This window comes from Methylibium sp. T29 (assembly GCF_000576205.1).
GTDB lineage: Bacteria > Pseudomonadota > Gammaproteobacteria > Burkholderiales > Burkholderiaceae_C > Methylibium > Methylibium petroleiphilum.
Window position 1 is genome coordinate 1 of record NZ_AZND01000034.1, and the last position, 24,993, is coordinate 24,993.

At 68.6% G+C, this 24,993-nt stretch carries 19 protein-coding genes and 1 pseudogene; 10 read left to right on the forward strand and 10 right to left on the reverse strand.

Annotation, left to right across the window (positions count from 1 at the left end):
- Positions 1-4,777, forward strand: a 4,777-nt coding sequence (locus x551_RS06860) for a DEAD/DEAH box helicase (protein WP_051511879.1), incomplete at its 5' end; no start/stop codon positions are given.
- Between the two features lie 73 nt (positions 4,778-4,850).
- Here x551_RS06860 and x551_RS06865 read toward each other — a convergent pair.
- Both x551_RS06865 and x551_RS06870 read right to left on the reverse strand, forming a co-directional pair.
- The gene (locus tag x551_RS06865) at positions 4,851-5,834 is read right to left on the reverse strand and encodes a DUF6035 family protein (RefSeq protein ID WP_152543445.1); all 984 of its coding nucleotides are present in this window, start codon (positions 5,832-5,834) and stop codon (positions 4,851-4,853) included.
- A 439-nt stretch (positions 5,835-6,273) separates the two neighbouring features.
- Positions 6,274-6,855, reverse strand: coding sequence for a poly-gamma-glutamate hydrolase family protein (locus x551_RS06870; RefSeq protein WP_036232369.1), 582 nt, complete (start codon positions 6,853-6,855; stop codon positions 6,274-6,276).
- Between the two features lie 831 nt (positions 6,856-7,686).
- Between x551_RS06870 and x551_RS06875 the strand changes: the two genes are divergently transcribed.
- On the forward strand, positions 7,687-8,217 hold the full coding sequence (locus x551_RS06875) for a hypothetical protein (RefSeq protein WP_197028774.1): 531 nt from the start codon (positions 7,687-7,689) through the stop codon (positions 8,215-8,217).
- Between the two features lie 50 nt (positions 8,218-8,267).
- Here x551_RS06875 and x551_RS06880 read toward each other — a convergent pair whose 3' ends face one another.
- Positions 8,268-8,483 carry a hypothetical protein gene (locus tag x551_RS06880; protein WP_036232378.1) on the reverse strand — a complete coding sequence of 72 codons (216 nt, stop codon included), beginning with the start codon at positions 8,481-8,483 and terminating at the stop codon, positions 8,268-8,270.
- 625 nt (positions 8,484-9,108) lie between these two features.
- Between x551_RS06880 and radC the strand changes: the two are divergent.
- The 3 genes and pseudogenes from radC to x551_RS06895 all read left to right on the forward strand — a co-directional run.
- Positions 9,109-9,525: pseudogene (radC, locus tag x551_RS06885) on the forward strand (DNA repair protein RadC); the annotation flags it as partial.
- Positions 9,526-9,893: 368 nt separating this feature from the next.
- Entirely contained in the window at positions 9,894-10,094 is a 201-nt protein-coding gene (locus tag x551_RS06890; protein WP_310732225.1) for a hypothetical protein, read from the forward strand.
- 38 nt (positions 10,095-10,132) lie between these two features.
- Complete coding sequence (locus x551_RS06895; RefSeq protein ID WP_051495713.1) at positions 10,133-10,414, forward strand: hypothetical protein; 282 nt, start codon at positions 10,133-10,135, stop codon at positions 10,412-10,414.
- Positions 10,415-10,486: 72 nt separating this feature from the next.
- Here x551_RS06895 and x551_RS06900 read toward each other — a convergent pair whose 3' ends face one another.
- On the reverse strand, positions 10,487-12,790 hold the full coding sequence (locus x551_RS06900; RefSeq protein ID WP_051495714.1) for a hypothetical protein: 2,304 nt from the start codon (positions 12,788-12,790) through the stop codon (positions 10,487-10,489).
- 165 nt (positions 12,791-12,955) lie between these two features.
- Between x551_RS06900 and x551_RS06905 the strand changes: the two genes are divergently transcribed.
- Genes x551_RS06905 through x551_RS06925 form a run of 5 tightly spaced genes read left to right on the forward strand, consistent with a single transcriptional unit; the run spans position 12,956 to position 18,556 of the window.
- Positions 12,956-13,318, forward strand: a complete 363-nt coding sequence (locus x551_RS06905; protein ID WP_081771249.1) for a hypothetical protein — start codon at positions 12,956-12,958, stop codon at positions 13,316-13,318.
- On the forward strand, positions 13,275-14,474 hold the full coding sequence (locus x551_RS06910; RefSeq protein WP_036232382.1) for a site-specific integrase: 1,200 nt from the start codon (positions 13,275-13,277) through the stop codon (positions 14,472-14,474). Before x551_RS06905 ends, x551_RS06910 begins: the two co-directional genes overlap by 44 nt.
- Positions 14,471-16,228 (forward strand): hypothetical protein, encoded by a 1,758-nt coding sequence (locus x551_RS06915; RefSeq protein WP_152543447.1) that lies wholly within the window; start codon positions 14,471-14,473, stop codon positions 16,226-16,228. Before x551_RS06910 ends, x551_RS06915 begins: the two co-directional genes overlap by 4 nt.
- Positions 16,229-16,238: 10 nt before the next feature.
- Positions 16,239-18,122 (forward strand): hypothetical protein, encoded by a 1,884-nt coding sequence (locus tag x551_RS06920; RefSeq protein WP_051511881.1) that lies wholly within the window; start codon positions 16,239-16,241, stop codon positions 18,120-18,122.
- Between the two features lie 44 nt (positions 18,123-18,166).
- Positions 18,167-18,556, forward strand: a complete 390-nt coding sequence (locus x551_RS06925; RefSeq protein WP_152543448.1) for a hypothetical protein — start codon at positions 18,167-18,169, stop codon at positions 18,554-18,556.
- A 53-nt stretch (positions 18,557-18,609) separates the two neighbouring features.
- Here the strand turns inward: x551_RS06925 and x551_RS27005 are convergent, their stop codons facing one another.
- The 6 genes from x551_RS27005 to x551_RS06940 form a co-directional block, all read right to left on the reverse strand.
- Positions 18,610-19,119, reverse strand: coding sequence for a hypothetical protein (locus x551_RS27005; protein WP_253950313.1), 510 nt, complete (start codon positions 19,117-19,119; stop codon positions 18,610-18,612).
- Entirely contained in the window at positions 19,116-19,754 is a 639-nt protein-coding gene (locus x551_RS27010) for a hypothetical protein (protein ID WP_253950314.1), read from the reverse strand. The genes x551_RS27005 and x551_RS27010 overlap by 4 nt, the downstream gene beginning before the upstream one ends.
- 712 nt (positions 19,755-20,466) lie before the next feature.
- The gene (locus x551_RS27015) at positions 20,467-21,099 is read right to left on the reverse strand and encodes an AAA family ATPase (RefSeq protein WP_253950315.1); all 633 of its coding nucleotides are present in this window, start codon (positions 21,097-21,099) and stop codon (positions 20,467-20,469) included.
- Between the two features lie 447 nt (positions 21,100-21,546).
- The gene (locus x551_RS27020; RefSeq protein ID WP_231497638.1) at positions 21,547-22,299 is read right to left on the reverse strand and encodes an ATP-binding protein; all 753 of its coding nucleotides are present in this window, start codon (positions 22,297-22,299) and stop codon (positions 21,547-21,549) included.
- A complete protein-coding gene (locus tag x551_RS06935) occupies positions 22,296-23,648 on the reverse strand; it encodes a metallophosphatase family protein (protein ID WP_152543450.1) in 1,353 nt (450 codons plus the stop codon). The genes x551_RS27020 and x551_RS06935 overlap by 4 nt, the downstream gene beginning before the upstream one ends.
- On the reverse strand, positions 23,645-24,913 hold the full coding sequence (locus x551_RS06940) for a hypothetical protein (protein ID WP_036232391.1): 1,269 nt from the start codon (positions 24,911-24,913) through the stop codon (positions 23,645-23,647). The genes x551_RS06935 and x551_RS06940 overlap by 4 nt, the downstream gene beginning before the upstream one ends.
- Positions 24,914-24,993: the final 80 nt, after the last annotated feature.

Consider the following 24,993-nt stretch of genomic DNA (forward strand, 5'->3'; position numbering starts at 1 on the left):
CGCTGCGCCCCTGGCCCCACTGCCCGCCGCCGGGCTCGACATCCCGCGCGGCGCCGTCGCCAAGTTCGAGGCCAACCTGGCCGCGATCGACACCCTGCGCGCGCTCGACGCGTCGGGCAACGAGCCCGACGAGAACCAGCGCAGCACGCTGCTGCGCTACACCGGCTGGGGTGGCCTGCCCGCGAGCTTCAACCTCGAGGCGCCGGAACCGGCCTGGGCACGTCGCGCCGCGCAACTGCGCGACGCGCTCGACACCGATGACCACAGCTCTGCGCTGGCGTCGGTCAACAACAGCCACTACACCCCGGCCGCAGTGATCGCGGCGATGTGGCAGGCGGTTCGAGGCTTTGGGTTCAATGGAGGCCGTGTGCTCGAACCGAGCGCCGGCATCGGCCACTTCCTTGGTGCGATGCCGGCGGCGCTGGCCGAGCACTGCACGGTCACGGCCATCGAGATCGACCGGCTTTCGGGCCGGATGCTGCGGGCGCTCTACGGCGCCAGCGGTGTGGACGTGCGCATCGGAGCGTTCGAGAAGACGCCGCTCGCCAATGACTGGTACGACCTGGCGATCGGCAACGTGCCCTTCGGTGCCTACAAGGTGGCCGATTCGAGCAACCGGCCCTACGGCCGCTTCAGCATCCACAACTACTTCTTCGGCCGCGCGCTCGATCTGCTGCGGCCCGGTGGGCTGGCCTGTTTCATCACCAGCAGCCACACGATGGACAGCTGGGAGGACACCGTGCGGCGCTACCTCGCGTCGCAGGCGGTGCTGCTGGGCGCGATCCGCCTGCCGCGCGGCGCCTTCGCCGAGATCGCGTCGACCGACGTGCAGGCGGACATCCTGTTCCTGCGCAAGCGGGTACCGGGCGAGGCCGACGAGCAGCCCTGGCTGGGCCTGAGCGTGGTGCCCGAGTCGCTGCGCGATCCGCGCTGCGGCGAACGCTACCTGCAGATCAACCAGTGGTATGCGGCGCAGCCGCAGTTCTGCATCGGCCGCATCCGCCAGGAGAGCAACGGCCACGAGCCGGTGCCGACCGCGGTGTTCGACGGCGATCTGACCGAAGAACTGCCGAGGCGAGTCGATCTGCTGCCGCGCAGCGTGTACAGCGCCGTCGCGCCGGGAGCCACGCCGGCCCCGCGACGCGAAACGACGCCGGCAACCGGATCCCGGCCCGGGAGTCACCACCTCCACCACGGCCGCGTGCATCGCGTGGAAGACGGCGAACTCGTGGACATCCACGAGCGCCTGAACGCCACGCAGCGTGCCCGCATCGCGGGCCTGTGTTCGATTCGCGACCACGCGCGAGCCTTGCTCAATCTGCAGTTGTCAGACGCCGATGACAGCCGGCAGCGCCACGAGCGCGCCATGCTGAACGGAAGCTACGACCGCTATGTCGCGCGCTTCGGGTGCCTGTCGAACCGCGCCAACGCACTCGCGTTCCGGCGCGACCCCGACTACCCGCTGCTGCTGTCGCTGGAGCACTACGACGAGGAGATCGAGACCGCCAGCAAGGCGGCGTTCTTCAGCCGGCGGACGCTGGCGCGGATCGTCGAGCCCGAAGCCGCGGCCGAGCCCGAGGAGGCGCTTGCCGCCTCGGTGCAATGGCGCGGCCGGGTCGATCCGGCCTGGATGGGCCGGCTGCTGTCGGCGCCGCCACAAGCGGTGCTGGATGCGTTGGCCGAGCGCGGACTGGTGTTTCTGGATCCCGCGGACGGGCAGTGGAAGACCGCCGACGAGTACCTGTCTGGCGAGGTCAAGGCCAAGCTCAGGCTGGCGCTGGCCGCCGGCCCGGGGGCCGCACGAAACGTGACCGCGCTGGAGCGGGTGCAGCCGGAGGACTTGCTGCCGGCAGCCATCGAGCCGCGCCTGGGCGCGGTGTGGATCCCCGCCGGCGACGTGGAGGACTTCATCCGGCAGGTGCTGGAGCAGAAGGACTGCGAGGTGGGCTACTCGGCACAGGCCGGGGCTTGGTCGGTGCGCTACCCGGACTGGAGCGCGCGCCAGAACGTCAAGGTGACGCAGGAATTCGGCACCTCGCGGCTGAACGCGATCGAACTCGTGCAGTGCGCGCTGAACGTGCAGGTGCCGACGGTCCGCGACCCGGACCCGGAGAGCGACCGCATGATCGTCAACCCCGACGAGACGCTGGCGGCACGCGAGAAGCTGGCGCTGATCAAGGAGCGCTTCGCCGCCTGGGCCTTCGACGAAGCCGAGCGCCGCGAGCGGCTGTGCCGGACCTACAACGACCTGTTCAACGCCACGCGGCCGCGACAGTTCGACGGCTCGCACCTGAAGCTGCCCGGGTTCTCGCGCTGCTACGCGCTGCACCCGCACCAGCGGGACGCCGTGTGGCGCGTCGTGCAGTCCGGCAACACCGGGCTGTTCCACGTCGTCGGCGCCGGCAAGACCGCGGTCTGCGCGATCGCCGGCATGGAGCTGCGGCGCCTCGGCTTCGCCGCCAAACCCTGCCACGTGGTGCCGAACCACATGCTGGCGCAGTACACGGCCGAGTTCGTCCGGCTGTACCCGAATGCCGCCGTGCTGATGGCGGGCAAGGAAGACCTGGAGGGCGACCGCCGGCGCGAGCTGGTGTCGCGCATCGCCACGGGCGACTGGGACGCGGTGGTCATCACGCACTCGAGCTTCGAGCGCATCCGGATGTCACCGGTTTTCACACAAACCTTCATCAAGGAACTCATCATGGAAATCGAGATGGCAGTGCGCGCCGAGCGGCGCAACGACCGGGGCAACCGGATCGTCAAGCAGCTCGAAGCGATGAAGAAGAACTGGACGGTGCGGCTGGAGAAGCTGCTGGCCGACGCGAAGAAGGACGATCTGCTGAGCTGGGAACAGCTCGGCATCGACACGCTCTTCGTCGACGAGGCCCACCTGTTCAAGAACCTGTACCGGTTCACGAAGATGACGCGCGTGGCCGGCCTGCCGCTGGCGAACTCGGAGCGGGCCTTCGACCTGTTCCTGAAGACGCGCTACACGATGCGCCTGCACGGCGGCGCGCAGCGCGGGGTGGTCTTCGCCACCGCCACGCCGGTGGCCAACACGATGGCCGAGGTGCACACGATGATGCGCTACCTGCAGCCCCGTAGGCTGGAAGCACTCGGGCTGCAGCAGTTCGACGCGTGGGCGGCCACCTTCGGCGAGAGCGTCACGGCGCTGGAGATCGCGCCCGACGGCAGCGGCTACCGGATGAACACGCGCTTCGCGCGCTTCATCAACGTGCCCGAGCTGATGGCGGTGTTCGGCGAAGTGGCCGACATCCGCACCGCGGAGATGCTGAAGCTGCCGGTGCCGGCGCTGCGCGGCAGCAAGCCGCGCATCGTGGCCTGCCCGGCAAGCAGCGCGCTGAAGGCCTACGTGCGCACGCTGGTCGAGCGCGCGGAGGCGATCCGCATGGGCCGCGTCAAGCCGCAGCAGGACAACATGCTCGCGGTGACCACCGACGGCCGCAAGGCCGCGCTGGACTTCCGGCTGGTGGCACTGGGCGCGCGTTTCGACGCGCAGGGCAAGGTGGCCGCGTGTGTTCGCGAGGTGCTCGCGGTGCGGCAACGCACCGAGGTCTTCCGCGGCGCGCAGTTGGTGTTCTGCGACCTGTCGTCACCGAAGGAAGGCAAGGCCTTCAGCGTCTACGACGACCTGAAGCAGCGCCTGATCGACGCCGGCGTGCCGGTAGCGGAGATCGCGTTCGTGCACGACGCCGACACCGACGCGCAGAAGGCCACGCTGTTCAAGGCTGTGCGCGAAGGCCGGGTGCGGGTGCTGCTCGGATCGACGGCGAAGATGGGCATCGGCGCCAACGTGCAGACCCGGCTGGCGGCGCTGCACCACCTGGACGCGCCCTGGCGGCCGTGCGATGTGGAACAGCGCGAAGGGCGCATCCTGCGCCAGGGCAACGAGTGCGAGGACGTGGAGATCTTCCGCTACGTCACCGAAGGCAGCTTCGACAGCTACATGTGGCAGGCCTTGGAGACCAAGGCGCGCTTCATCGCCCAGGTGATGAGCGGCGACAAGGGGCTGCGTTCGATCGAGGACGTGGAACTGGCGGCGCTGTCGTACGCCGAAGTGAAGGCGCTCGCCTCGGGCAACCCGCTCGTGATCGAGAAGGCCGGCGTGGACGCCGAGGTGGCCAAGCTGTCGACGCTGTTCTCGGTGTGGCGCAACCAGCGCTATGCGAACGAGAGCGAGGTGGCGCGGCTGCCGATGCTGATCGAGGCGCTGGAACGCAAGCTGGCGTTGCTGGAGCAGGACTGCGAGCGCGCAGAGCCGGCATCCGCCGGAGACATGCGCGTCGAGTTGGCCGGCCAGGTTCTGGTCGGCGCTGAGGCGGTCGGCGAAGGCTTGCGGCAGCTGGTGCGTGCGGCGAAGGCCGCGCAAGGCAGCGTCGAGCAGCGCGTCGGCCGGTTTGCTGGTTTCCACCTCGGATTGCGCGCCAGCCGCGACAACGGCGTTCCCGGCCTCTACCTCGAAGGTCACTGCCGGTACGACGCCGACGTGTACCAGACGGCCCAGGGGCTGGTGGCGGCGCTGCTCGCAGCGCTGGCGTCGGTGCCCAAGGAGCGCGACGCGGCACGTCAGCAACTGACCGTGCGCGGCAAGCGCCTGGCCGATCTGCGGATCGAGCTCGAACGCCCGTTCGAGCATGAGGGTCGCCTGGCCGATCTCCTCGCGCGGCAGCGCCGCCTGCAGCGCCAACTCGACCTCGACCAGGACTCGGCGGGCGCCAGCCGCATGGACGCCGAGGATACGAAGCTCGCCGCTTGACGGCGGTTTTGGCCCCTCCCCGCTACTGCGGGGAGGGCGTCTGTTGATCGCCGCAATCCTGACGCCCGTGCCGTCAGGTCCGCTCGTCCACAAACAGTTCAGGGAACAGCAGCCTGACCAACGCATCGTGCGTCGTGTCCGCGGTGTAGGCCGGATCGCCATGGGCGATGCGCGCCTTGTACTCCGCAACCTTCGCTGCCCACTTGCCGGACGCATCCTCGGAGCGGATCAGCTCTGCTCGCCCGAAGGCCTTCAACGCGGCTCGGAAACAGTGGAGGTACTGGCGCAGCCCCGGTTCCACGTGGTGGGCAATCTGGATGAAGTTCGAGTAGTCCCATCCGATCACGCGACCATGCTTCGTCGAGTACAGGACGTTGAGCAGACCTCGCGGGAGCATTCCGGGGTACTCCGGCAGCCCGACACCCTCGCCGGCACAGTCGCGCCGCAGCTGCCCCCAGGTCTTGTGGTCGTCCTCGCGGGTCGTGACATGGGCGACGTACCAACCCTCGAACTTGTCCCGCAAAGGCTTTTGACGAGCCACTTTGCGCTCGCGGACCTCCCTGGCCAGGCGGTTCCGCTCCCGATCGAAGTCGAAGTGATAGGCGCGCTGCGTGTCGGCATCGAGCGTGAGTGCATCGAAAGGAACGAGTTCCCGGCGCAATTCGCTGACCTCTCCTCCCAGCGTCGGCTCGGCCCAGATGCACTCGAGCAGGAACCGCCGCTGTCGAAGTGACTCGTCGCGCGTAGCCTGCGTGACGACGAACGCGTTGCGGTTGTTGTTGTAGAACACATCCTCCCGGGTGAGCCGGCGCGCGCCCATGTCGAAGTGAGCGAAGACCCAAAACAGCAGTCCACCTTCCTGGCGATAGAACTCACGACGCTGCGCGATGACGTTGATATAGGTCGTCGACAACTGGATCTCGAACGCGACCCGAGTACCGCCGTACGAGCACGCACGTCCGGCTTGCGCCACTCCCCGGAGACGGCCCCGGTCCACCGCCCCTCCACCACCACCTTCGAGAAGTGCGTATCGGTTTGCAGGCAAGCCGCGATCCACGACTTCATCTCCAGGTGCAGCCAACTTTCCTTCGCGCCGTTGTACTTTCGAGCGTCGATCTCGTCCTGCGACAGCAGGACCCGGGTCACCGCGGAGCAGCGGCCGTCTTCCAAAGAATGCCGAAAGAAGAACTTGCGGCCCTCAGGTCGCGAGACCAGGTAGACCGGCGTCATGCACATGGCACACACGAACCGTGGCTGTTCGCGCCGCAGGTCCGTCTGCAGTTGCATGCGCAGCTGGAGCGCCTTCTCGTAGTCGTCGCCGATGACGTCGGCATGCCGCTCGCAGCGACCTGTCGAGAGGTCCAGCAGTTCAGCGACCTCCGGGTCTTCGACCGCGAAGTGCCCCAGGGCGCGCGGCAGCGGCGCTTGCCCGTGGCCGCCTGGGGTTGCGGGTTTCTCGGTCATGTGCGCTCCAGTGACCGTCCCGCTGACTGCCGTCAGGCTTCTGCGACCAGCAGCGCCTCGCGCACGGCGCGCACCAGCAGGGCTCGCCGCGGCGACCGCCGTAGCGCAAGCGACACCTCCAACTGCACGCCGGCCCCGCCGCGCCCCCGGTTGCAGACGTTCATGGGATCCGCTGCGTCCAGTCCGGCCAGTGCGGCTTCGCATTCGACGCCGAGGCCTCGCAGGCGCTCGCCGATCGACTCCCGCAGGACGACATCCCGCCCACCCAGCAGCACGATCTCGCCCGCGTGGCCGCAACCATGCACGCTGACCACTGACCGGCATGCGCTCAGCAAATCCAGGCAGTCTGGCTCGTCGAACAGGTGGCTCGACAGATGCAGTGCGGCGAAGTTGCCGGCCTTCAGCAGCCCCTCGAACAGGTAGAGGTTGAAGTCCTGGCCGGCGATGTCGCGGGCGATGTCCGAGGTGTGCGCTTCGATGCTTCCGCCGTGCGGCGCCACGATCGCCACCTCGGAACCGGAACGTGGCAACCGCACGATGCGGTAGTCGCGGTCGCGCTCGTAGGCGGCGGCCAAATCGGCAAAGGAGCGAAAGTTCTTGGCGAGCTTGACCATTGACTCCATTGTCGCGGACGAGGCCGACCGATTCCGCCACGTCACGGCAACGACGAAGGCGGGCCGTTGCGCATGGCGGTCGCCACAGCTTGTAACGATGTTCTTGTCGGGACGGCGTGTCCGGTCAACACTGACCACGCTACCTGTGGGCATCGTGCCTGCAAAGCCTTCACCGCAGCCTCGGCTGCGCTGAAGTCCAGCCTCGCTGGCGTCGCGGTCGTTACCCGCCCTCGAGCGCCAGGCCTTGCCTGGTCAGGCCGCTCCATGCGGCCCGTCAACGGCTCCCGTCAACATGTGGGCGCCGGAGTGGATGAAGCCGCCGACGTGCGTGCTTCACCAGCGCCGACATGCGCTGCGCAAGCAGCGTGATGCCCGGCACCGAGCAAGGCCCCGATCGAAAGACCGCGGGCCTTCCTTTCATGGCGAACCACACCTCTCACGGGGCCGTGGCTTGCCATCCAGTCGCTTCGACCCACGCGGGCCGAAGCATCCCAGACGGGGAACCATGTTCCCCGACGGGAGCGGCGTTCCCCTTCGCTTCACGAAGGAGAACTGCCATGTGTGCAAGTCAAGCAATTAGAGCGCCACGGCCCGTCGGCGTGCTGCTTGGAGGGTCGGGACGCGTTCACGCGCCGGTCCCGCCGCCACCGCGACTGGCCGCCCTGCTGCGCCCTGCCGCGGCGTGAGAGTGCATTCGTCGGCGAGTCGCCTGGTCTCACGGCCAGACACTCGCCCGACGAGGCCGATAGGTCGCGTTCCGCGTCCCACCGCCAACGATGCCGATTTCGTAGGCGATCTTCCAACCAGGGGAGTCCACCGTCTCCCCTCGGGGTGCCGGTGCGCTCGCCGACCAAGGAGTCCCCCATGTTGAACGACAGGCCCTACCCGGCTCCGCGCAAGGCGAAGCGCTCGGCCGTGGAGATCGAAGAAGAGCGCGCCTGGGTCCGCTTCTACCGGCAGGTCGGCCAGGCCGACATCGCCGCTGAGGTGCTGGCCCAACTCGATGCCGACGCGCAGGCGCGGCACGACCACCTCGCGCTGTACCTGAGCTGCCGCGAATCGCTGCGCGCGCACAAGGCGCGCACGCAGCGCAACAAGCGGATCGGGCAGTTCGTGCGGCAGGCTGGCCGCGTGCTCGTCGTCGAGCCGCTGCGTACGCTTCGGCTGAAGACCTCGCGGGCGATCGATCTGCTCGTCGAGTGCCTGCCCGAGATGCGTCGCGAACCCGCCGCGGCGAAGGTACGGAAACTGCGGCGCGATGCCGACGTCGCCCAGGCCCATGCCGCTTTCGACCCCAAGGCCACGCGGCAGCCTTCGTCGGACACCGGGGCGCCAGCGCCCGCCGCCGCGCGCACGGCCTGACGCCACCCCTCGCCCCGAAGCCCTCGTGCTTCGGGGCTCCTCTTTCCTCTCTACGCCGCGACCTCGAGTCGGGCCCGCTCCTGGTCGATCAGCCAGTGCAGGAACTGCGTGTCGCGCGAGCGGCCCCAGTAGTGCGCCTTGCAGTGAGCCACATAGGCGTCGAGGTCCGCCGCCGTGCGGATGTTCGCCGGCTCGATGTCGGTGAGCCGGAACAGCCGTTCGGCCTCGGGCCGAGTCAGTCGAATGTGGGTTCCGAGGCGGATCATGGCGGGCGCGCGAACGAGGTCTCGCCGCCATGCTCGCGCCAAGCAGCGCACACCTGCAAGCGCAAAACACGCTCTCGTCGTACTTTCTTCGCCAGTTCGACCCCAGTCGCGTCCGGCTGCGATTCCGTCGCTGCCACATGGCGCCGCGTTGCGGGCATGCGACGCGACACCGGCACTGGCGCCACGCAGAACTCACTCATTCCGCCGGCCCGCTCGGATGGCGGTCGCCTCGCCCCGGTGTCCGCCGGGCGCCACCCCGACGACACTGACGTGGCATTCGATCGTGAGATCAAGCCCTCCGACAGGAGGTCCTGGCCCGGCCAGGCGTAGCAGTCGTCACCTGCCCCCTTAGGCGCCCTCGTGGCGCCACCCGCTCGGGAACCCGTTCCCGGCTGGGGCGGCGTTCCCGTTCGTCCTTTCGATGAACCCCATGGAGAACGCCATGCAGAACCTTGCTGCCATGTCGCGCGCCGAACTGATCGGCGCCCTGCTCGCCCCCGTCCTGCCCAAAGACCATCCACCCGCGGATCAGGTCAACGACCTCGAGTCCGCCTACTTCGGTACCGCGGCCGTCGCCAGCGAGGCGAGCGATACCCTGCTCGACCACAAGCTCGGCGTCGCACGCGAGTTGCTGATGCGCGACCTGCGCGCGCAACTGAGCGCCGGCCCGGTGATGAACTCGCCGCAGGCGCTGCGCGACTGGCTGCGCCTGCACTGCGCCAGCCTGCAGCACGAAGTTTTCATCGTGCTGTTTCTCGATGCGCAGAACCGGCTGCGCAGCGCCGTGGAGATGTTCCGCGGCACGCTGACCCAGACCTCGGTCTACCCGCGCGAGATCGTCAAGAGCGCGCTGGAGCGCAACGCCGCGGCGGTGGCGCTGGCACACAACCACCCGAGCGGCTCGGCCGAGCCGAGCCGTGCCGACGAGTTCCTGACGCAGAACCTCAAGTCGGCGCTGGCGCTGGTCGACGTCCGGGTGCTCGACCACTTCGTCGTGGCCGGCGACCAGTGCGCGTCGTTCGCCGAACGCGGACTGATCTGACCCGCGGCAGCCACCGCCATCGACAACCCCGAGGGGGCGTATCGCCCTCGCGGGCGAGCGCCCCTTCCGAGAAGAGAAGGAGCAACACCATGTTCACCGGCACATCGCCGCAATCCCCTGCCTGCCCGGTCTGCCCGGGCCAAGGCGTGCCACTCGGCCAACTCGGCCGCCTGCGCTGGTACCGCTGCCGCGATTGCGGCATCGACTTCAACCGACGCGCGAAAGCGTCGCCGAGCCCGTCCCTCCGGCCTGCCGGGAGGGCGTCATGAGCGAGCTTGTGCTGACCGCGCGAGCTCGCGGAGCCCCTCGTCGCGCTGTCCACCGCGCACCTTTCACCGGCCACGCGCCAGCTTCTGCAGGAGGACCAGTTGTCCGTGAATGCCTATCCAACACTCACCGGGGGCTTCGTCTATGTCGGCGCACCGCGCTACGACACGCCGCTGGAGGCGGATCTCGCCCAACTGTTCGAGCTGGCCGAGCGCGCGGGGATCGTCTGGCTCAAGTTCGACGTGCACGGCGCCACGGTCGAAGGCATCGAATGCTTCGAAGACCCAGGGGAAGCGCCATGAGCCGGCACCATCTGCGCACGGTTCGGGCTGGAAGCCCGTTGCTCGTCGTGATGGGCTACGACCGGCCGCTGAACGAGTTCTTTCTGCAACTCTGGGACGACGGCCCGGAGACTGAAGCCGACGAGCCGGCCTACAGCAGCCTGGATGAGCCGACCGCAGACTGGCGCGACATCGCCACGGTCGTTCAGCGACTCGAAGAACTCGACGTCGCGGTGCCGCGCTCGATGATCGATGCTGTCGTCGCCGACAGCATCCGACGTGCCGGCAACCGGATCGTGGAGCACGCGCCCGACGGGCGAGTGACGGAACTGTCGGCCTGACGCCGACGGCGACCGATCAGGAAGGGAAGTCAGCCTGCGAGGGGTCTGGCTTCCCTTCGTTGCCCACGACACTCACGAACCTCCCTCGTTCAAAGCCTGCTCGGAGGCGATCACCATCTCGTCAAGGTCGATCACCGCATCCGCCATCGCCGTCAGTTCGGGCGTCTGCGAGACGAAGAACTCGCGCTCGTACCCACCCAGTTTGAGCACCTCGCGCTTCATCGCCATGAACATGCGCTTGCGGTCGGCATCCAGTGCGCCATCGGCCTCGTCGCAGAACAGGGTCATGCAGCGCCGGCCGGACCGCGAACTCGGCATATCCGGGTTCTCGGCATAGTGGATCTCATGCCGATCACGGCATGAGATCCACACCCGTTCGCCGCCGCTCATCAGCGCGACGCTCTTGGCGTTGCCTGACTCGCTGTCGTGCACCTCGATGTCGAACCCCTCGCGTGCCTCGCCCTTCGCCGTTTCGACCTGGGTGCGGATCGCCACCGTGAAGCGGGCGCCGTAACACGCCAGCAGCAGGTCGTTGGCCAGGCCCGACAGTGCGGGGCCTGCGTCTTCGATGGCCAGCGCGATCAGGCCGTCGTGGCTCATGCAGCGCGCGAACAGCAGCCAGTCGGCCAGCTGACTCTGCACACGGTCGATGTGCTCGCCGAGCGCAGAACGCCGTGCCTCGTGGCGCGAATGCTCGGCGTCGGCGGCCTGGCGCTTGTGCACGTCCGCCAGCGCAGCGGAGTGGGCGCGTTCCGCTTCCTCGAGGCTGCGCTGGGCCGCTGTGACATGCGCCGCCGCTTCCACCAGCCGTTGCGCGTCGAATCGTGGCGGCAGCGACGCCAGCATCTGTTGGATGGCGACGGTTTCGGCGCGATGCGCCTCGCGCCGAGCTTGCCTCTGCTGCGCGGATGCTTGCAGTCCGCCGGCGATGGCCTGCCGCTCGGTCCGCTCATCGTCCGATTCGCGGATCGACTCGACCAATTGCAAGGCCTTCACTTCCTCCTGCAGTGCCGCGTGGTCCTCCTCGGCGCGTACCAGCTCCGCCTTGCGCCCGGCCAGCCCGCTCAGGGCGGTCTCCCTGCTCGCTGCGGCGGCGACACGCCGCTCGGCGTCCCGAAGCCCATCCGCGGCACCCTGGCGCTGCGCCGCCTGCCGCTCGAGCGGCTCGATTTCGCGCAGCACCTGCGCGCGTTCTTGCGCAAGACGTTCGACCTCGCCGCGCGCCGATGGCATCAAGGCGGCGGCCTCGCGGGCGTCGCCCAGCAGCTGGCAGCGGCCTTGCAGCGGCAGTCCACTGCAGGGCACCGACCCGACAAGGCCGAACCGACGCGCAAGTTCCTGCGCCCGCAATGCAGCCTTTCCCGCCGCCTGCTCGATCGCGCCGAGCCGTTGCATTGCGTGGCTGCACGCATCGCGCGCCCGTGTCGCCTGCTCGACCCCGACTCGCGCCTGCGCCATGCGCGCTTGCCATGCGGCGAAGACTCGCCGGGCGAGTGGCAGTCGACGCTCCGCGCGGGCGACACGCGCCGCGTCGGCCACAAGCGCGGCGCAGCGACGCAGCCGGACCTCCGCGGCCTCGCGGCGCGTCCTGGCGCTTGTGATCCGCTCAGCGACCCGCTGATTCAGCCGTTCGGTCCGCTCGCGCAGGTCGTCCTGCAGTCGTTGCCACTCGGCTTCGGATCGCTGCAGGGTCGCCGCAGCCAGGCGCAGGCGGTCTTCGAGCCGCGCGCGCTGCTCACCGATCGCGGTCGACCGCGACTGCTCGGCCAGCAGGCGAGCGTGGGCCAGCCGGGCCGCATCGCATCCGCTGCGCGCCGCGTCGCGGGCCTTCACCGCCGCGGCCACCGCCTGATCGGCGCCGTGCAATTTGGTGAGGTCGGCCTTCACCCGCGCCTCGTCGACGGCCAGTTCGGACTGCCGCATCCGCAGTGCGCTCAATCCCGCCTTCAGTCCGCGAACGACCTCCTGCGCACGGCTTCCGAGTCGCCCGATCTCGTCCAGGCCGAGCAGGTCGGCGAGCAGCCCTTTGATCTCGGCGTTGCGGTACTGGCTCAGGTGGCGCCGACCCTGCGCCGCGAACACCGAAGTGACGAAGGTCTCCGCGCTGCCACAGATCGACTCCACGCAACGGGTGTAGCTGTCGCAGCGGCCGTCCGACACGGTGCCGTCGGCGATCACGGCGGGCCGCCACGCGCCGTCATCCCAGGCGAACAGATACGCCTCGGTCCGGCGCCGGCCGCCGGACCGTATCACCAGCTGCGAGCGGTAGCGCCGCCCGTCCATCTCCCACACCAGCGTCTTCTCGCTCTCCGGCAGCACGACATGCTCGTAGTACGAGAAGCCGCCGGGTGTGCCTGTCGACGCCCGCGACGGCATCAGCAGGTAGGGGTGTTAGGTTGCATTCGCCAGTGTCAACGCCCTTGGACTCAGCGGCCACCCGGCCTACAGTGATCTCACGCCCGGGTAGCCCAAGCCTCTCTCAGAGGCGAGTAGCCCCGCCGCGTCCCGCGTTTACGAGCAATGCCACAGGAGGTCGCGGAGATGGTCGCGCGCCGACTTCGCATTTCATTCAGTACTTCGACGTTGACACGGCTTCGCCAGATGCCGGCCTGCGACACGCTCGCGCTGCTGGCCACCTACCTCAAGCCTGACCCGACGTATCGGCCGGTCAAGGATGATCGCAGCGCGCGCTGGCACCTGAGTACCGGCCGCGGCGAATTCGAGATCGTGACCACGGGCTCGAAGTGGTACGACACACGCGCGAAGCGCGGCGGGGGTGGAGCCATCGACCTGGCGATGTACCTCCTGGACCTGTCGTTCGTGGACGCCGTCAAGTTCTTGATGCGCAAGGTAGAGCGCCATGGTGCAGATCATCCGCAAGGCATCGCTGCCAACCGCCGATGAGGTGCCCGGGCGAGCACGCGACGCTGCCGAACAAGCGGCTGCCGTCGCGGTTCGCGAGCCTCGCCCAAGCGGGTTTCCGCTTCTGTTCACCAAGCACTGGCAACTGGTCGAACCGGCGGTGGCCTTCCTGCACGAGCACTCGATCCAGCGCGCCCATACTGACGACACGCTGAGGACCTACGCCGAGATCCTTTACGACTGGTTCGAGACACTCGAGCAGAACGATATCCCGTGGGAGACGGCCGACGGCGTCGACCTCGTGGCCTATCGGAACCGGATGATGTCGCAGTCAAGCGCACACACCGGCCGACCGTTCCGCACCTCCACCATCAACCATCGTGTTCGCGGCGTACTTCGGTTCTACGGGTGGGCGGTTCGCGCGCGTTGGTTGAGCACCTCGCCGCTGGCGGAGCCGGCACGCGATCTCCGCCTCGCGCGCCAGCACCGATCGACACGAGCCGGTCACACCCCGACCTACGAGCGCAGCCTGTTCATCCTTCGACAGTACGAGGCGTTGCCCCGGCCGTTGGTCTCCGAGCAGGCGCGTGAACTCCTTGCGGCGCTCGCGCCGCCCTACGACCTGATGGCACGTTGGCAGCTGTATACGGGCCTGCGCATCAGCGAGTTGCTGCGCCTCGGCACCAGCGACATTGACGACATCGACCCCCGCTCTGCGCCAGCCACGCCGCATCGCGCCATCGAGGTCATCCGCAAGGGCCGCAAGCCCGGCCACGTGGTCGTGCCGGCCAGCCTGCTCGACGAGACCGACGGTTACGTGAGCGGCCATCGTCTCGCCTGGCTTGCACGCGCACGACGCAGAGGCCGGATCGCCACGCCCATGGCGCTGTTCATCAACGCACGCGGAAGTGCCGTGGGCAAGAACGCCTACCAGCGAGCCGTGCGCCAAGCGGGCCGTGTCTGCGGCTTCAAGGCCACGACGCACCTGATGCGGGCCACCTTCGCCTGCATGATGCTGACCCGGCTGGAGCAGCTGGCCGCCCGAGGCGCCCAGGTCAACCCGCTGCTGGTCGTGAAGGTGCTGCTCGGGCACGAGCGCATCGAGACCACCGACGGCTACCTTCGTGCAGTGGCGGTCGACCCGTGTGTCCTCAAGGACGCGCTCGACACGCTGCTTGACCAGACAAGCGCGCCATGAGGTCACCCGGCAAGCGCATCCACCGGAACCTGTCGCAGGGGTCCGCGGCACCGCCGACGCATGACGCACATCAAGCCCGCATCGAAGCCCCTCGTGTGGTTCGCCGGACGGTCATCGACTTCTCTTCGTTGGGCCTGCCGGAAGAGGTGCGGCTTGCGCTGGCGCTGGCGTTCTGGGGCCACCTGGGAGCCCGGCCGCCGCGCGGCATCAAGTCTTGCTGGACCTGGGTGTTGACCTTCAGCCGCTTCGCGAGCGAATCGGGAGCGGTCAGATCGCTCGCGGACCTGGACCGTCGGATGCTCCTGCGCTACGTCGAATGGCTCAACGCGCGACGGCGCGCTGACGGCGCAACATGGGCGATCTCCACGCGGAGCGCGGCCTACAGTGCGTTGCGCCAGCTGCTGCGCTGGCTCGAGCGCTGTCGTCCCGATCTCGTCAGCCGCATCGACTACCCCTTCACACCCTTCCCGGGCCGGGGCAGCGACCGGCCCCCACGCGCGACGCCGACGGCGCGCGAGCTGCGCGCGATCCTGCGTGCATGCGAGGCAGACATCGCTGCCGTGCGGGAGGTCCGCGCTTCGGCCGCCGCGCAACGCGCTGCGGACGGCGACAAGCCGGGCTCCCTGGGCTGGTTGCTGGTGGAGGTCGATCAGCGCTTCGCCGGCATCGTGCCCAGCAGCCTCGAGCTGCAACGGTGCGGCAACCATCCGCTGCAATTGGCGGTGCGCCGCTGGGGTGGTGCCAAGCAGATCGAGCCGTGCCTGTACCCGCGCGCCGTCTCGTTGCTGCCGTACTACCTGGCCATCCTGATCCACGCGGCCGGCAATCCCGAGCCCATCGCCGAACTCGGGCGCGACTGCCTCCAGGACGTCCCGCTGTTGGAGAACTGCCAGGCGTTGGTCTGGTTCAAGGCGCGCGCCGGACGTCTGCAGCGACGCAGCTTCGAGCGCGACGCGCCGTTCGAGCCACCGGCGCTGGTGAGGGACCTTCTCGCCTGGAACGAGCGCCTGCGGCCGCTGGCGCCAGCGGCACAACGCGACCGCCTCTTCATCTTCAAGGGGCTGCGCACGGTGAACGCGATGTCCACCATCACGGTCCACCACCTGCTCGGCGAGTTCTGCCAGCGACACGGCCTGGCGGCGTTTTCGCTGGCGAGCATCCGGCCGAGCGTGCTGTCCAGCTTCTACCGCGCCAGCGGCGACCTGCTTCGAACGCGGGCGGTGGCCAACCACGCCAGCATCGCGACGACCGTTCGCTATGTCCAGACGCCGATCGTCCGGCAGCAGAACCATGCGCGCATGGCCGCATTGCAGGGGGCCTTCATTGAGCATCTCGCCGCACCGCCTGCCATCTCGCCTGCCACGTCGCCTGCGCCGGTGGTCGCGGCCTTGCCGTCGAGCGCAGATGTCCCGCCGGGCAAGACGGTCTCGCTGTTCGGCTTCGACTGTACGGATCCGCTGGCCGGCACCGCGCCCGGCACACGCCGGGGCGAGATCTGCACCAATTTCATGGGCTGCTTCACCTGCCCGAACGCGGTGATCCCGCCGGAGCCGCGCACGATGGCCCGCCTGCTTCAAGCGCGCGACCACCTGCGCGCCGCGGCACTGACGCTGCATCCGGCGCGCTGGCAAGTGCTCTACGCGTCGCAGCTGCGCATCCTCGAGGATGACATCCTGCCACGCTTCAGCACACGGGAACTCGCCGCGGCCGAGCCGCTGGTGGCGCAACTTCCGCCGCTGCCGGACCTGCGGTGAGGTCGCCGCCGTGCCCGCCCCGCAGCGCCAGACCGACGACAGTCCCGTCGCCTGCGCTCAGGCGCGAACCGGCGACCGCGCGTGGTTCCTTGTCGAGTCGAAGTGGGAAGACCCCGTCTGGGTTCTGGCGCCGGGCAACGCCCTGGAAGAGCGGCAGCCTGTGCGCTTGCGCTGGGACTTCAAACTGCAGGATGGGCGACGCTTCACCGATCAGCGCCACGCCGCGCTGCTGGAGACCAGCAGGCAACTCGTCGCCCTCATCCGATCGCGCTCGCTTTCCACCGGACTGCCACTGCGGCCGAGCACGGTCGCGCAATACTTTCACACGCTGCGCTGCCTGCTCCAATGGATGAGCGGCGAGGGTTTCAGCCGCTTCTCGCTGCTCGACCCGCCGGGATTGCTGCAGTTCCAGCAGTGGCTGCGCTCGCGCCCTTTGGCGGGCAGGTCGCCGCAGCGTGCGCCGGGAACCCTGCAACGACACCTATACCTGCTCGCGTACTTCCAGCGGTTCCGCGACGAACTCGACGACTGCCTGAGCTTCGACCCCTTTGCCGGAAGCGATCATCGCCAGCTCGCCGGCGCTCACAACGGGCTGCGCCGACCTTGGCCCTACACACCCGACAGCGTCACCGTGCCCTTGGTGCAGGCGGCGATCGACATCGTCACGCGCGACGCTCCCGCCGTCCTGCGCGCTTGGGAGACGTATCGGAAGGCTGTGGCTGGCGGTCGCGGCTCCGATCACGCGCACACCGGACGGGCGACACGCGCACTCCAGCGTGCCAGCGCCGGCATGGCCGATGCGGACTCCTCCGTGCGGTCGGTCCGCGAACTCGTCCGGCGCACCGACTTGCTCTACGCCGCCTGCTTCGTCGTCATCTCCTACCTGGTCGGCCCGCGCGTAAGCGAGATCCTGCATTTGAAGGCCGGCTGCGTGCAGCGTCGAAGCGCCGAGGGCGCCAGCGAGCCCGTGACCGTGATCGTCGGGGCGATCTTCAAGCGCCAGTCGGGCTACCACGGGCGCGCCCACGAGTGGGTCGCCCCGCCCGCCGCGGTGCAGGCGGTGGCGGTACTCGAAGCGCTGTCCGCCGGGCACCGCGCCGTCGCCGGACGCGAAGAGCTCTGGCTGCGCCGCTGGCGCGGCAATGGCGCGACCGAGTGGCATGAGCTTGAGCCCGAGCGGCTGGAGATTCCATCGACAGCAAGGGTCAGCATCCAACTTGGGCGCTTCGGCGCCTGGCTTGGCCTCACCCACGAGGGCCGGCCGTGGAAGCTAACCACACATCAGGGCCGCAAGACCTTCGCCAGGTTCGCGGCGCTTCGTGATCGCACGTGCCTGTTCGCACTGGCCCAGCAGCTGGGTCATCGCGAACGGGCCGAGACCGACAACGGCTACGCCGGGTCCGACTACCGGCTCAACCAGGAGATCGACGCCGAGATCCTGGCGCAGTCGGTCAATGCCTGGGAGCACATGCTGGCGGCACCCGGCCTGGGCGGACGAGCCGGCGAGGAGATCGTGGCGAATCGCCCGCGCTTTCGGGGCAAGCGCATCAAGGAAGACCTCGCGAGCTATGCGCGCTTGCTGGTCGACGCGGGACTCGTGCTCGGTGTCTGCGACTGGGGCTTCTGCGTCTATCGCGAGGAGTACAGCGCCTGCCTCGGCAACGCGGCCGGCCCGAACCCTGCCCGCCGCGAGCCCTCGACCTGTGCACGCTGCCAGAACTTCGTGGTGTCCGAGCAGCACCGCCCCTACTGGGCCATCCAGGTTCACCGTTGCCAGGAGCTTCTGGATGAGCCCGCGCTGCCGTTGCAGACCCTGCGCATCGTTCGTGCGCGGCTCGACGAGGCTCGCTCCCTGGTCCGGGCGATCGACTGCGGGAGGAAGGAATCATCATGACGAAGCAGCCTCCCGGCGGGGTCAAGAGCACGTCGGCGCAGCGATTGCGCGAGGCGCTGGCAACCATGGTTCAGCAGCAAGGCAATGGCGCTTCGCCGTCGGCGCTGACCGCCACCACCTTGTGCGAGCTGGCCGGCATTTCCCGCAACGCGCTGTACCGCTACCACCCCGACGTCGTGCAGGCGTTGCACGCAGTCCAGCAGAAGCACCGTCCTCGAATCGATGGCGACAGGCAAGCAGCACAGCGGCTGCGCCAGGACAATGCCGTCCTGCGCGAACAGATCGCCAAGATGGTAGCGCTGGTCGACCACTACTTCGCGGCGTGGCAGGAGACCCGCCTGCTGCTGCAGCGGCGCGACCGCGAGCTGGCCGAGTCGCGCCGCGATGCCAAGGTGCGCGTGGTATCGATCGCGCCGGAGCACCGCGGCGGCTGACCGCAGCGCGCGCGCCTGTGAACGCCTGAAGTCGCGCCGCCCTGCGTCACGGGTCATCCCGCGACGAGGACTTCCTCCGCAGCCTGCGCCTTCATTGCATCGAGGTCGATCACGACATCGGCCATCGCGGTCAGCTCCGGCGTCTGCGAGACGAAGTACTCGCGCTCGTAGCCACCCAGGCGCAGCACCTCGCGCTTCATCGCCATGAACATGCGTTTGCGGTCGGGATCGAGCGCACCGTCGGCTTCGTCGCAGAACAGCGTCGAGTACCGGCGCCCCGTGTGCGTCGCCAGGTACAAGGCGATGGCGCGCGTCAGGCAGGCCTCCACCCAGGTCCGTTCGCCGCCACTCATCAGGCCCATGCTCTTGGCATCGCCGGTGGAGCCGTCGTGCACGACGATGTCGAAGCCTTCCTTCTGTTCGCCCTTGCCGCTTTCGAGCAGCGTGTGGATTGACACCGTGAAGCGGGGTCCGTAGCAGGCCAGCAGCAGCTCGTTGGCCAGGCCGGACAGGGCCGGCCCGGCGTCGTCGATCGCCAGCGCGATCAGCCCGTCGTTGCTCATGCAGCGGGCGAACAGGATCCAGTTCGCGAGTTCGTGCTCGACCTTCGCGCAGCGTGCCTGGACCTTTCGCGGCGGGCGACGAGTGCCACCGACTGCTTGCCGAGTTCCACCTGCGCCTGCGCGTCGCGAGCGGCCTCCAGCAGCGAGCGCTCGGCCGTCGCGAGCGCGCCGCGCGCACCCGTCACCGCCTCGGCAGCGGCCTTGAGCGGACACTCGTCGTAGACCGCCGGCAGCTCCACCAACAGGCGCTCGATCCGGGCCAGTGCCGCGGCGGATCGCTGCTGCTGCCTCTGCAGCTGCTGCGCGATGGCCAAGCGCGAGGCCGCGACCTGCCCGCGCTCGGCCTGCTCCTCGGGGGTCTGCACGACCTGCATGGTCGGCGACCCCAGGGCAGCAAGATCGCGATCGATATCGGCCAATGTGGCCTTGGCCTGCGCGCACGCCTGCTCCCTCGACGCGAGTACGGCCATGCGGTCGACGCGCTCGCGTGCAGCACGCTCACGATCCTCTGCCCAGGCCAATGCCTGCGGGGCACCGGCAAGCGTTTCGTGTCGCCGGCGCGCCTGGTTCAATTCTCCCTGGACCTGCTCCTGCTCGCGGGCACAGCGCGCCACCTGGGTCCGTGCGTCGGGCATGAGGCTTGCGCTTCGCGCGCATCGCCGAGCAGCTTGCAGCGCCCTTGCAGATCGCTGCCCGAACAAGGCACTTCGGCGGTGAGGACGAAGCGATGGGCAAGCTCCTGCGCCCGAAGCACCGCTTTGCCCGCGTCGCGTTCGATGCCGGCCAGCTTCTGTTCCGCGAGACGGACAGCGCCTTGGCATTGGGTCAGCAACTGGATCTGTTGGCGACCCGCCTGCGTACGCGCCCGGCGCACTTCGTGCGCGCGCTGCGCCAGCGCCAGCCGCCGGACCGACCGGCCGACCGCATCCATCTCGCCGAGCACCTCCAGGCAACGGCGCCGCGACTGCGCCAGCGACTGCCGCCGCGACTGCTCTTGCTGTTGGCGCGCGCCGATGCGCTGCTCCAGGCGTTCCAGCCGCTGCACTTCCGCGAGGTCCTGGGCCCGCAGTGCCTCTGCCGACTGGCCAGTCATGTCGAGCTCGGCCTGCCGTTCGGTCGTGAGCTGGGCACGTCGCGCCTCGATCGCGCGGGACTGCTCGCGCTCGGCCGACAAGCGGGCGTGCCGCTCGAGCGACTCGTCCAGCCCAGCCTGGGCCGCCCGCTTGGCGACTTCGGCACCGGCCACCCGCGAGTCCGCGCCGCCGAGCCGTTGCCTGGCGGCCTCGACCGCCGCGATCTCGTCGGCCAGGCCGGACTGCTCCTGCCGAACTGCGACCAGTCCCGCCTTCAGCAGGCGCGCGACTTCGGCGGCCTTCTGGCCGATGGCGCGAATCTCTTCCTGGCCCAGCAGATCAGCCAGCAGCGTCTTGATCTCGCCATTGCGGTAGGTGTTGAGCTGGCGCTTGCCTGGGAGGCGAATACCGACGTGAAGAAGGTCTCCGGGCTGCCGCAGATGCACTCGACGCAGTGGGTATACGACTCGACGCGTCCGTCGGATACCGTGCCATCGTCGACACGCACGGGCCGCCATTGCCCATCGTCGTCCAGTCCGAGCAGGAATGCCTCGGTCTTGCGGCGGCCACTCATCCGGATGACGATTTGCGATCGGTAGCAGCGGCCTTCGTGCGCCCAGGTCAGGTCCTTGATGCTCTCGGGAAGGTAGACGTGGTCGTAGAACGTGAAGCCGCCAGGCCCCGCAGTCGCCGCCCGGCTGGGAAGCAGGTTGTAGGGCGTGAGGTTGTCCATGATCGTCGTCTTGCCGCTGCCGTTGGCACCGGCAATGGCGATCAACTCGGCACCGTCCGTCAGGCGCTCGAGGTCCAACGTGAGCTCTTCCAGGCCAAGGCCATCGCGGATGCCCCTGAAGCCTTTGAGGGTGAGTTTGAGAGGTTGCATGGCGGTCCTGTGGGTGAACGCCAACAGGTTCGCACGCGCATGCCGTCCGTCAAGACCGACCGAATCGCGGTCCTCTGGGCTGTCGCTCTGCAGGCCCCGAATCGTCCCGGCGTTTCAACGGTGCCCCCGCGCGCAGGTCATGGCGGCACACAGCCGCTCCGGCCGCGCCCATCGCGTGCATCTGAGTCACACACTGGCCATCCCTACAACTACGATGCGGACACTACCGCTGTCACCAGAACGTGTACCCTGCTCTTGGAGCTTCCGCTTCTGAAGCCGCAGATCGATGACTTCGACTCCACTGACTCGGGGCATCGAGTCCGTTGATTGAAGACGGAGATGCCCCTTCAAATCTCAGTCAGCTTGGCTCGGCGCCTCGGGCTAACGGCACCCATAGTTCGCAAAGACAATCTCATGCCGACTGTCATCTCCAACGCTACCGTCGTCACCCTCGGCGAGGTCACTGCTGAGTCAGTCCGTGCGGTAACGAACCTGCGCGTAGCGCCAGAGCAAGAGGGGTACGTTGCCAGCAATGCGGTGTCGATAGCGCAAGCCTACTTTCACAGAGAAGCTTGGTTTCGGGCAGTCTACGCAGAGGACGTTCTCGTCGGATTTGTCATGCTGCGCGACAACACTCTCTTGGATACCGATGGACGAAGGTCTGAGATCTCGCTGTGGAGATTCATGATTGATCAACGGTTCCAGAAGCTTGGCTACGGTCGACGCGCACTTGAGCTCGTTCTGGCGCACGCGAGATCCAGACCCGGAATCACATCGATCCAAACGTCGTATGTCGTTGGGCCCCACGGACCAAGAGACTTCTATCTCGCGTCTGGCTTCCGGCACACCGATCAAGTCAAACCGAACGGCGAGGTATGTCTGACTTTCGACTTTGTGTAGTAGTTGTCGGGTGAGCCGGGGCCCCTCTACGGATGCACGCAGTTGGCGCCCAATGCCAATTCGGATGACATCGGCGGCAACCGACTCGGCGGACTCCGAAGCCGTCGTCCAACACGCGTGACGGCTTCCCATGTTGACACCTCGAGGTCCACATAAGGGGTGCAGGTTGTCCATCACGGTGGTCTTGCCGCGCCCATTGGCGCCCGCGATAGCCACGAGCGCGGCGCCGGGCGCCAGGCGCTCGAAGTCCAGTTCCAGCACGTCCCGGCCCATGCCGTCGCGGATGCCGCGAAAGCCTTTGAGCATCAGCGAATGGACTCTCATGCGTGTGCTCCCGATGAAACCTCGAGGCAGTCTCCTGCCGGCTCTAACTCCTTCAAGTCGCTCGCCCCTTCGCCTGCGGAACGCTGCGCATCGACCTCTGCCGCCGCGTCCAGCTCGGCCAAGGCAGCGTCCACGATCTGCTGCGGCTCGCACGCCGCGAGCTCGTCGAGACACGCCCACAGCGGTTCGGGTCGCGCGCCGACCACGCCGGCCCAGGCCACCACCTTGTCCCGCATCGCGCCGGCCTGACCGATACCGCCGGATCGCACGCGCACCACCGGCACGATGCGCCCCTCGAACTGCACGCCCGCCGCGCCGGCCAGCAGTTCGCGCATCACGGCACGGTCGACGTCGTTGCGCTCTTCTTCGGGCACGCTCCAGCGCAGGCGCACCCAGGCCCCCTCGACCGGCTGCGCCGCGAGCGCAGCGCGCAAAGCGCCGAGGTCGGGCTTGCCGTCGAAGCTGATGTCGACCGTGCGCCGCGCCGGCATCACTTCCAGGCGGCATGCGGCGGAGTCGGGGCCGACGTGCCAAAGCAGGAAGCCCTTGTCGCCAGCCTCGCCGTGGTGGAACCGGCCGATCGACCCTGCGTAGGCAATACAGCGGCGGCCGATGCCATCGTCGCGTTCCCAGCACTGGTGGCGGTGAATGTGCCCCAGCAGCACCGCCTGCGCGCCCGCATCGAACAGGCTGCCGGTCGTGAACTCATGGTCGAAGCTGGCCATCGGCACGCCATGCTCGGTGGTGCAACCGAACACCGTGCCGTGAGACACGAGCAAGGTCGGCAGGCCAAGCTGGCGCGCCATCGCGTGGCTCGGTGCGAGCCCACGCAGCAGCGCCGCGACATGTTCGCCGGTCGCGCCGGCGGCGTCGGCGGCTCCGAGAGCCGCTGCGACCGCCGCACGGTTGACCGAGGGCAGGCATGAGAAGAGCGCTACCAGCCCCTCCGGCAGCGCGTCGAAGCACCACCCCGGTGACACCACCCAGTCGCCCGCGGCGGTCAGGCCCACCTGCCCGATCCGATCAGCCACGTGCACGGCATGGCGCCCGCCCAACTCCCTGAACACCGACAACGTGCCCGGCGGCTCGTGCGACCAGGTGCCTTGAAGCATCAGAACGGGGCAGTGGTCCGCCAGCCGTCGAACCCGCGACACGAGGGCCACCGCCGACGGCGAGTGCAGATCGAGCGCGTGGTCGGTGCTGTCGCCCGAAATCACGGCCACGTCGACATCAAGTTCCGCGGCACGCTCGATCGCGGCGCCAAAGCACCGATCCGACTCGGCCAGGTTGCGCGGCCCGTAGTGCAGGTCGGAGAAGTGCGCCACCCGCAGCGCCGAGCGCGGAGTCATGACGCCTCCCGCAACGCCGCGGCAACCTTGTCGGCGTAGCCCGGCGCGTCGTTGCGGTGGCGGTCCAGTTCGTCCCAGGCCCGGCGCCGGCCCTGCGGGTTGAGTTTCCAGCCCGGCCCCCAGCGCCGCGCCGCGTAGGCCTCGAAGTCGGTGGCGGAGACACCGAGCTCGCTGGCCAGGGCCAGCACCTTGTCCAGCGTGGGCTCGCCGCGAGACCGGGCCATTTCGGCGTCCGCGGCTTCGGTGGCCTGCACGGCAGCCCCGGCGGGTTCACCTTCGAGAACGCAGCAGGCCGCATGGGCCTGCACGACGACGGCCTCGTCGTCCTCGCGGTCGCGCAGCAGCGCACTCACGTCCACCGGCGCTTCTAGATCGATGATCCACTGCGGCACCCGCACCGCCCGGCCCTGCTCGTCGATGTGGCTCACTTCCGTCAGCCGCTTGGACAGGAAGAATGGCGTGCGCTGGCGGTCGAGAAAGCCCGAGATGCGCCCGCCGCGCAGGAACGCCACGGTCTCGAACTTCTGGATCGCCGCGTTCATCGCGTAGAAGCTGGTGGTGTGCAGTTCGAACGCGCTCAGCGAGCGGATGCCCGGCACGAAGAACAGGAAGCGGCCCGTCAGGTTGCATTCGCGCTGCTGGTACTCGTGGCAGGCCTCGGGCTCGCAGACGCCGCCATTGGCCTCGCGCATCACCGTCTTGCGTCCACCGAACAGGCGCACGGCGCGCCGCCCCTGAGCGTCCACAGGAACCGGCGCGTGGCACATGCAGCGCCGCACGCGGCCATCGGGCGCGTATTCCGACCAGTAGCGCTTGTCGTGCGTTCCCCAGGCCGCCAGTTCGTGCGGCATCACGGTCTGCCAGTGGTCGGACGGGAACACCACGGGGAAGCGATACAGGTGCAGCCCCTCGCCGCGATCCTCGCCGTAGGCCTCGATCAGCTCGCCCGCCAGCGCCGGGTTGCCGAAGTCCTGCGCGCGCACGGTGAACCAGGGCACATTGCGCGGCACCAGCGGGTTCTTCAGCTGAGGCAAGGCCTCGGCAAGCGCCTGCTCGATGCGGTCGAACGAGTGGCCGTCGCGCAGTCCGCGCTCGTAGATTTCGCAGGCACGCGGCTCGCCCGCGGCGCGCTTGGTCAGCACCTTGATGCCGGCGCGGATCTTCCCGGCAGTGGGGATGCGGGCGGGCGCCTGTCCGAGCAAGGTGGTCGGAGTCGAGGGGCCGCCATGCAAGGTGACGGTGGGCAATGCGGATGCGGCGGTCATGGCGGCGCTCCTTGGCGAGGCGTGCACCGGGACATCCCGGCGAGTTCATGCTCTCGCGGAAATCCGCCGCCTCAAGTGCG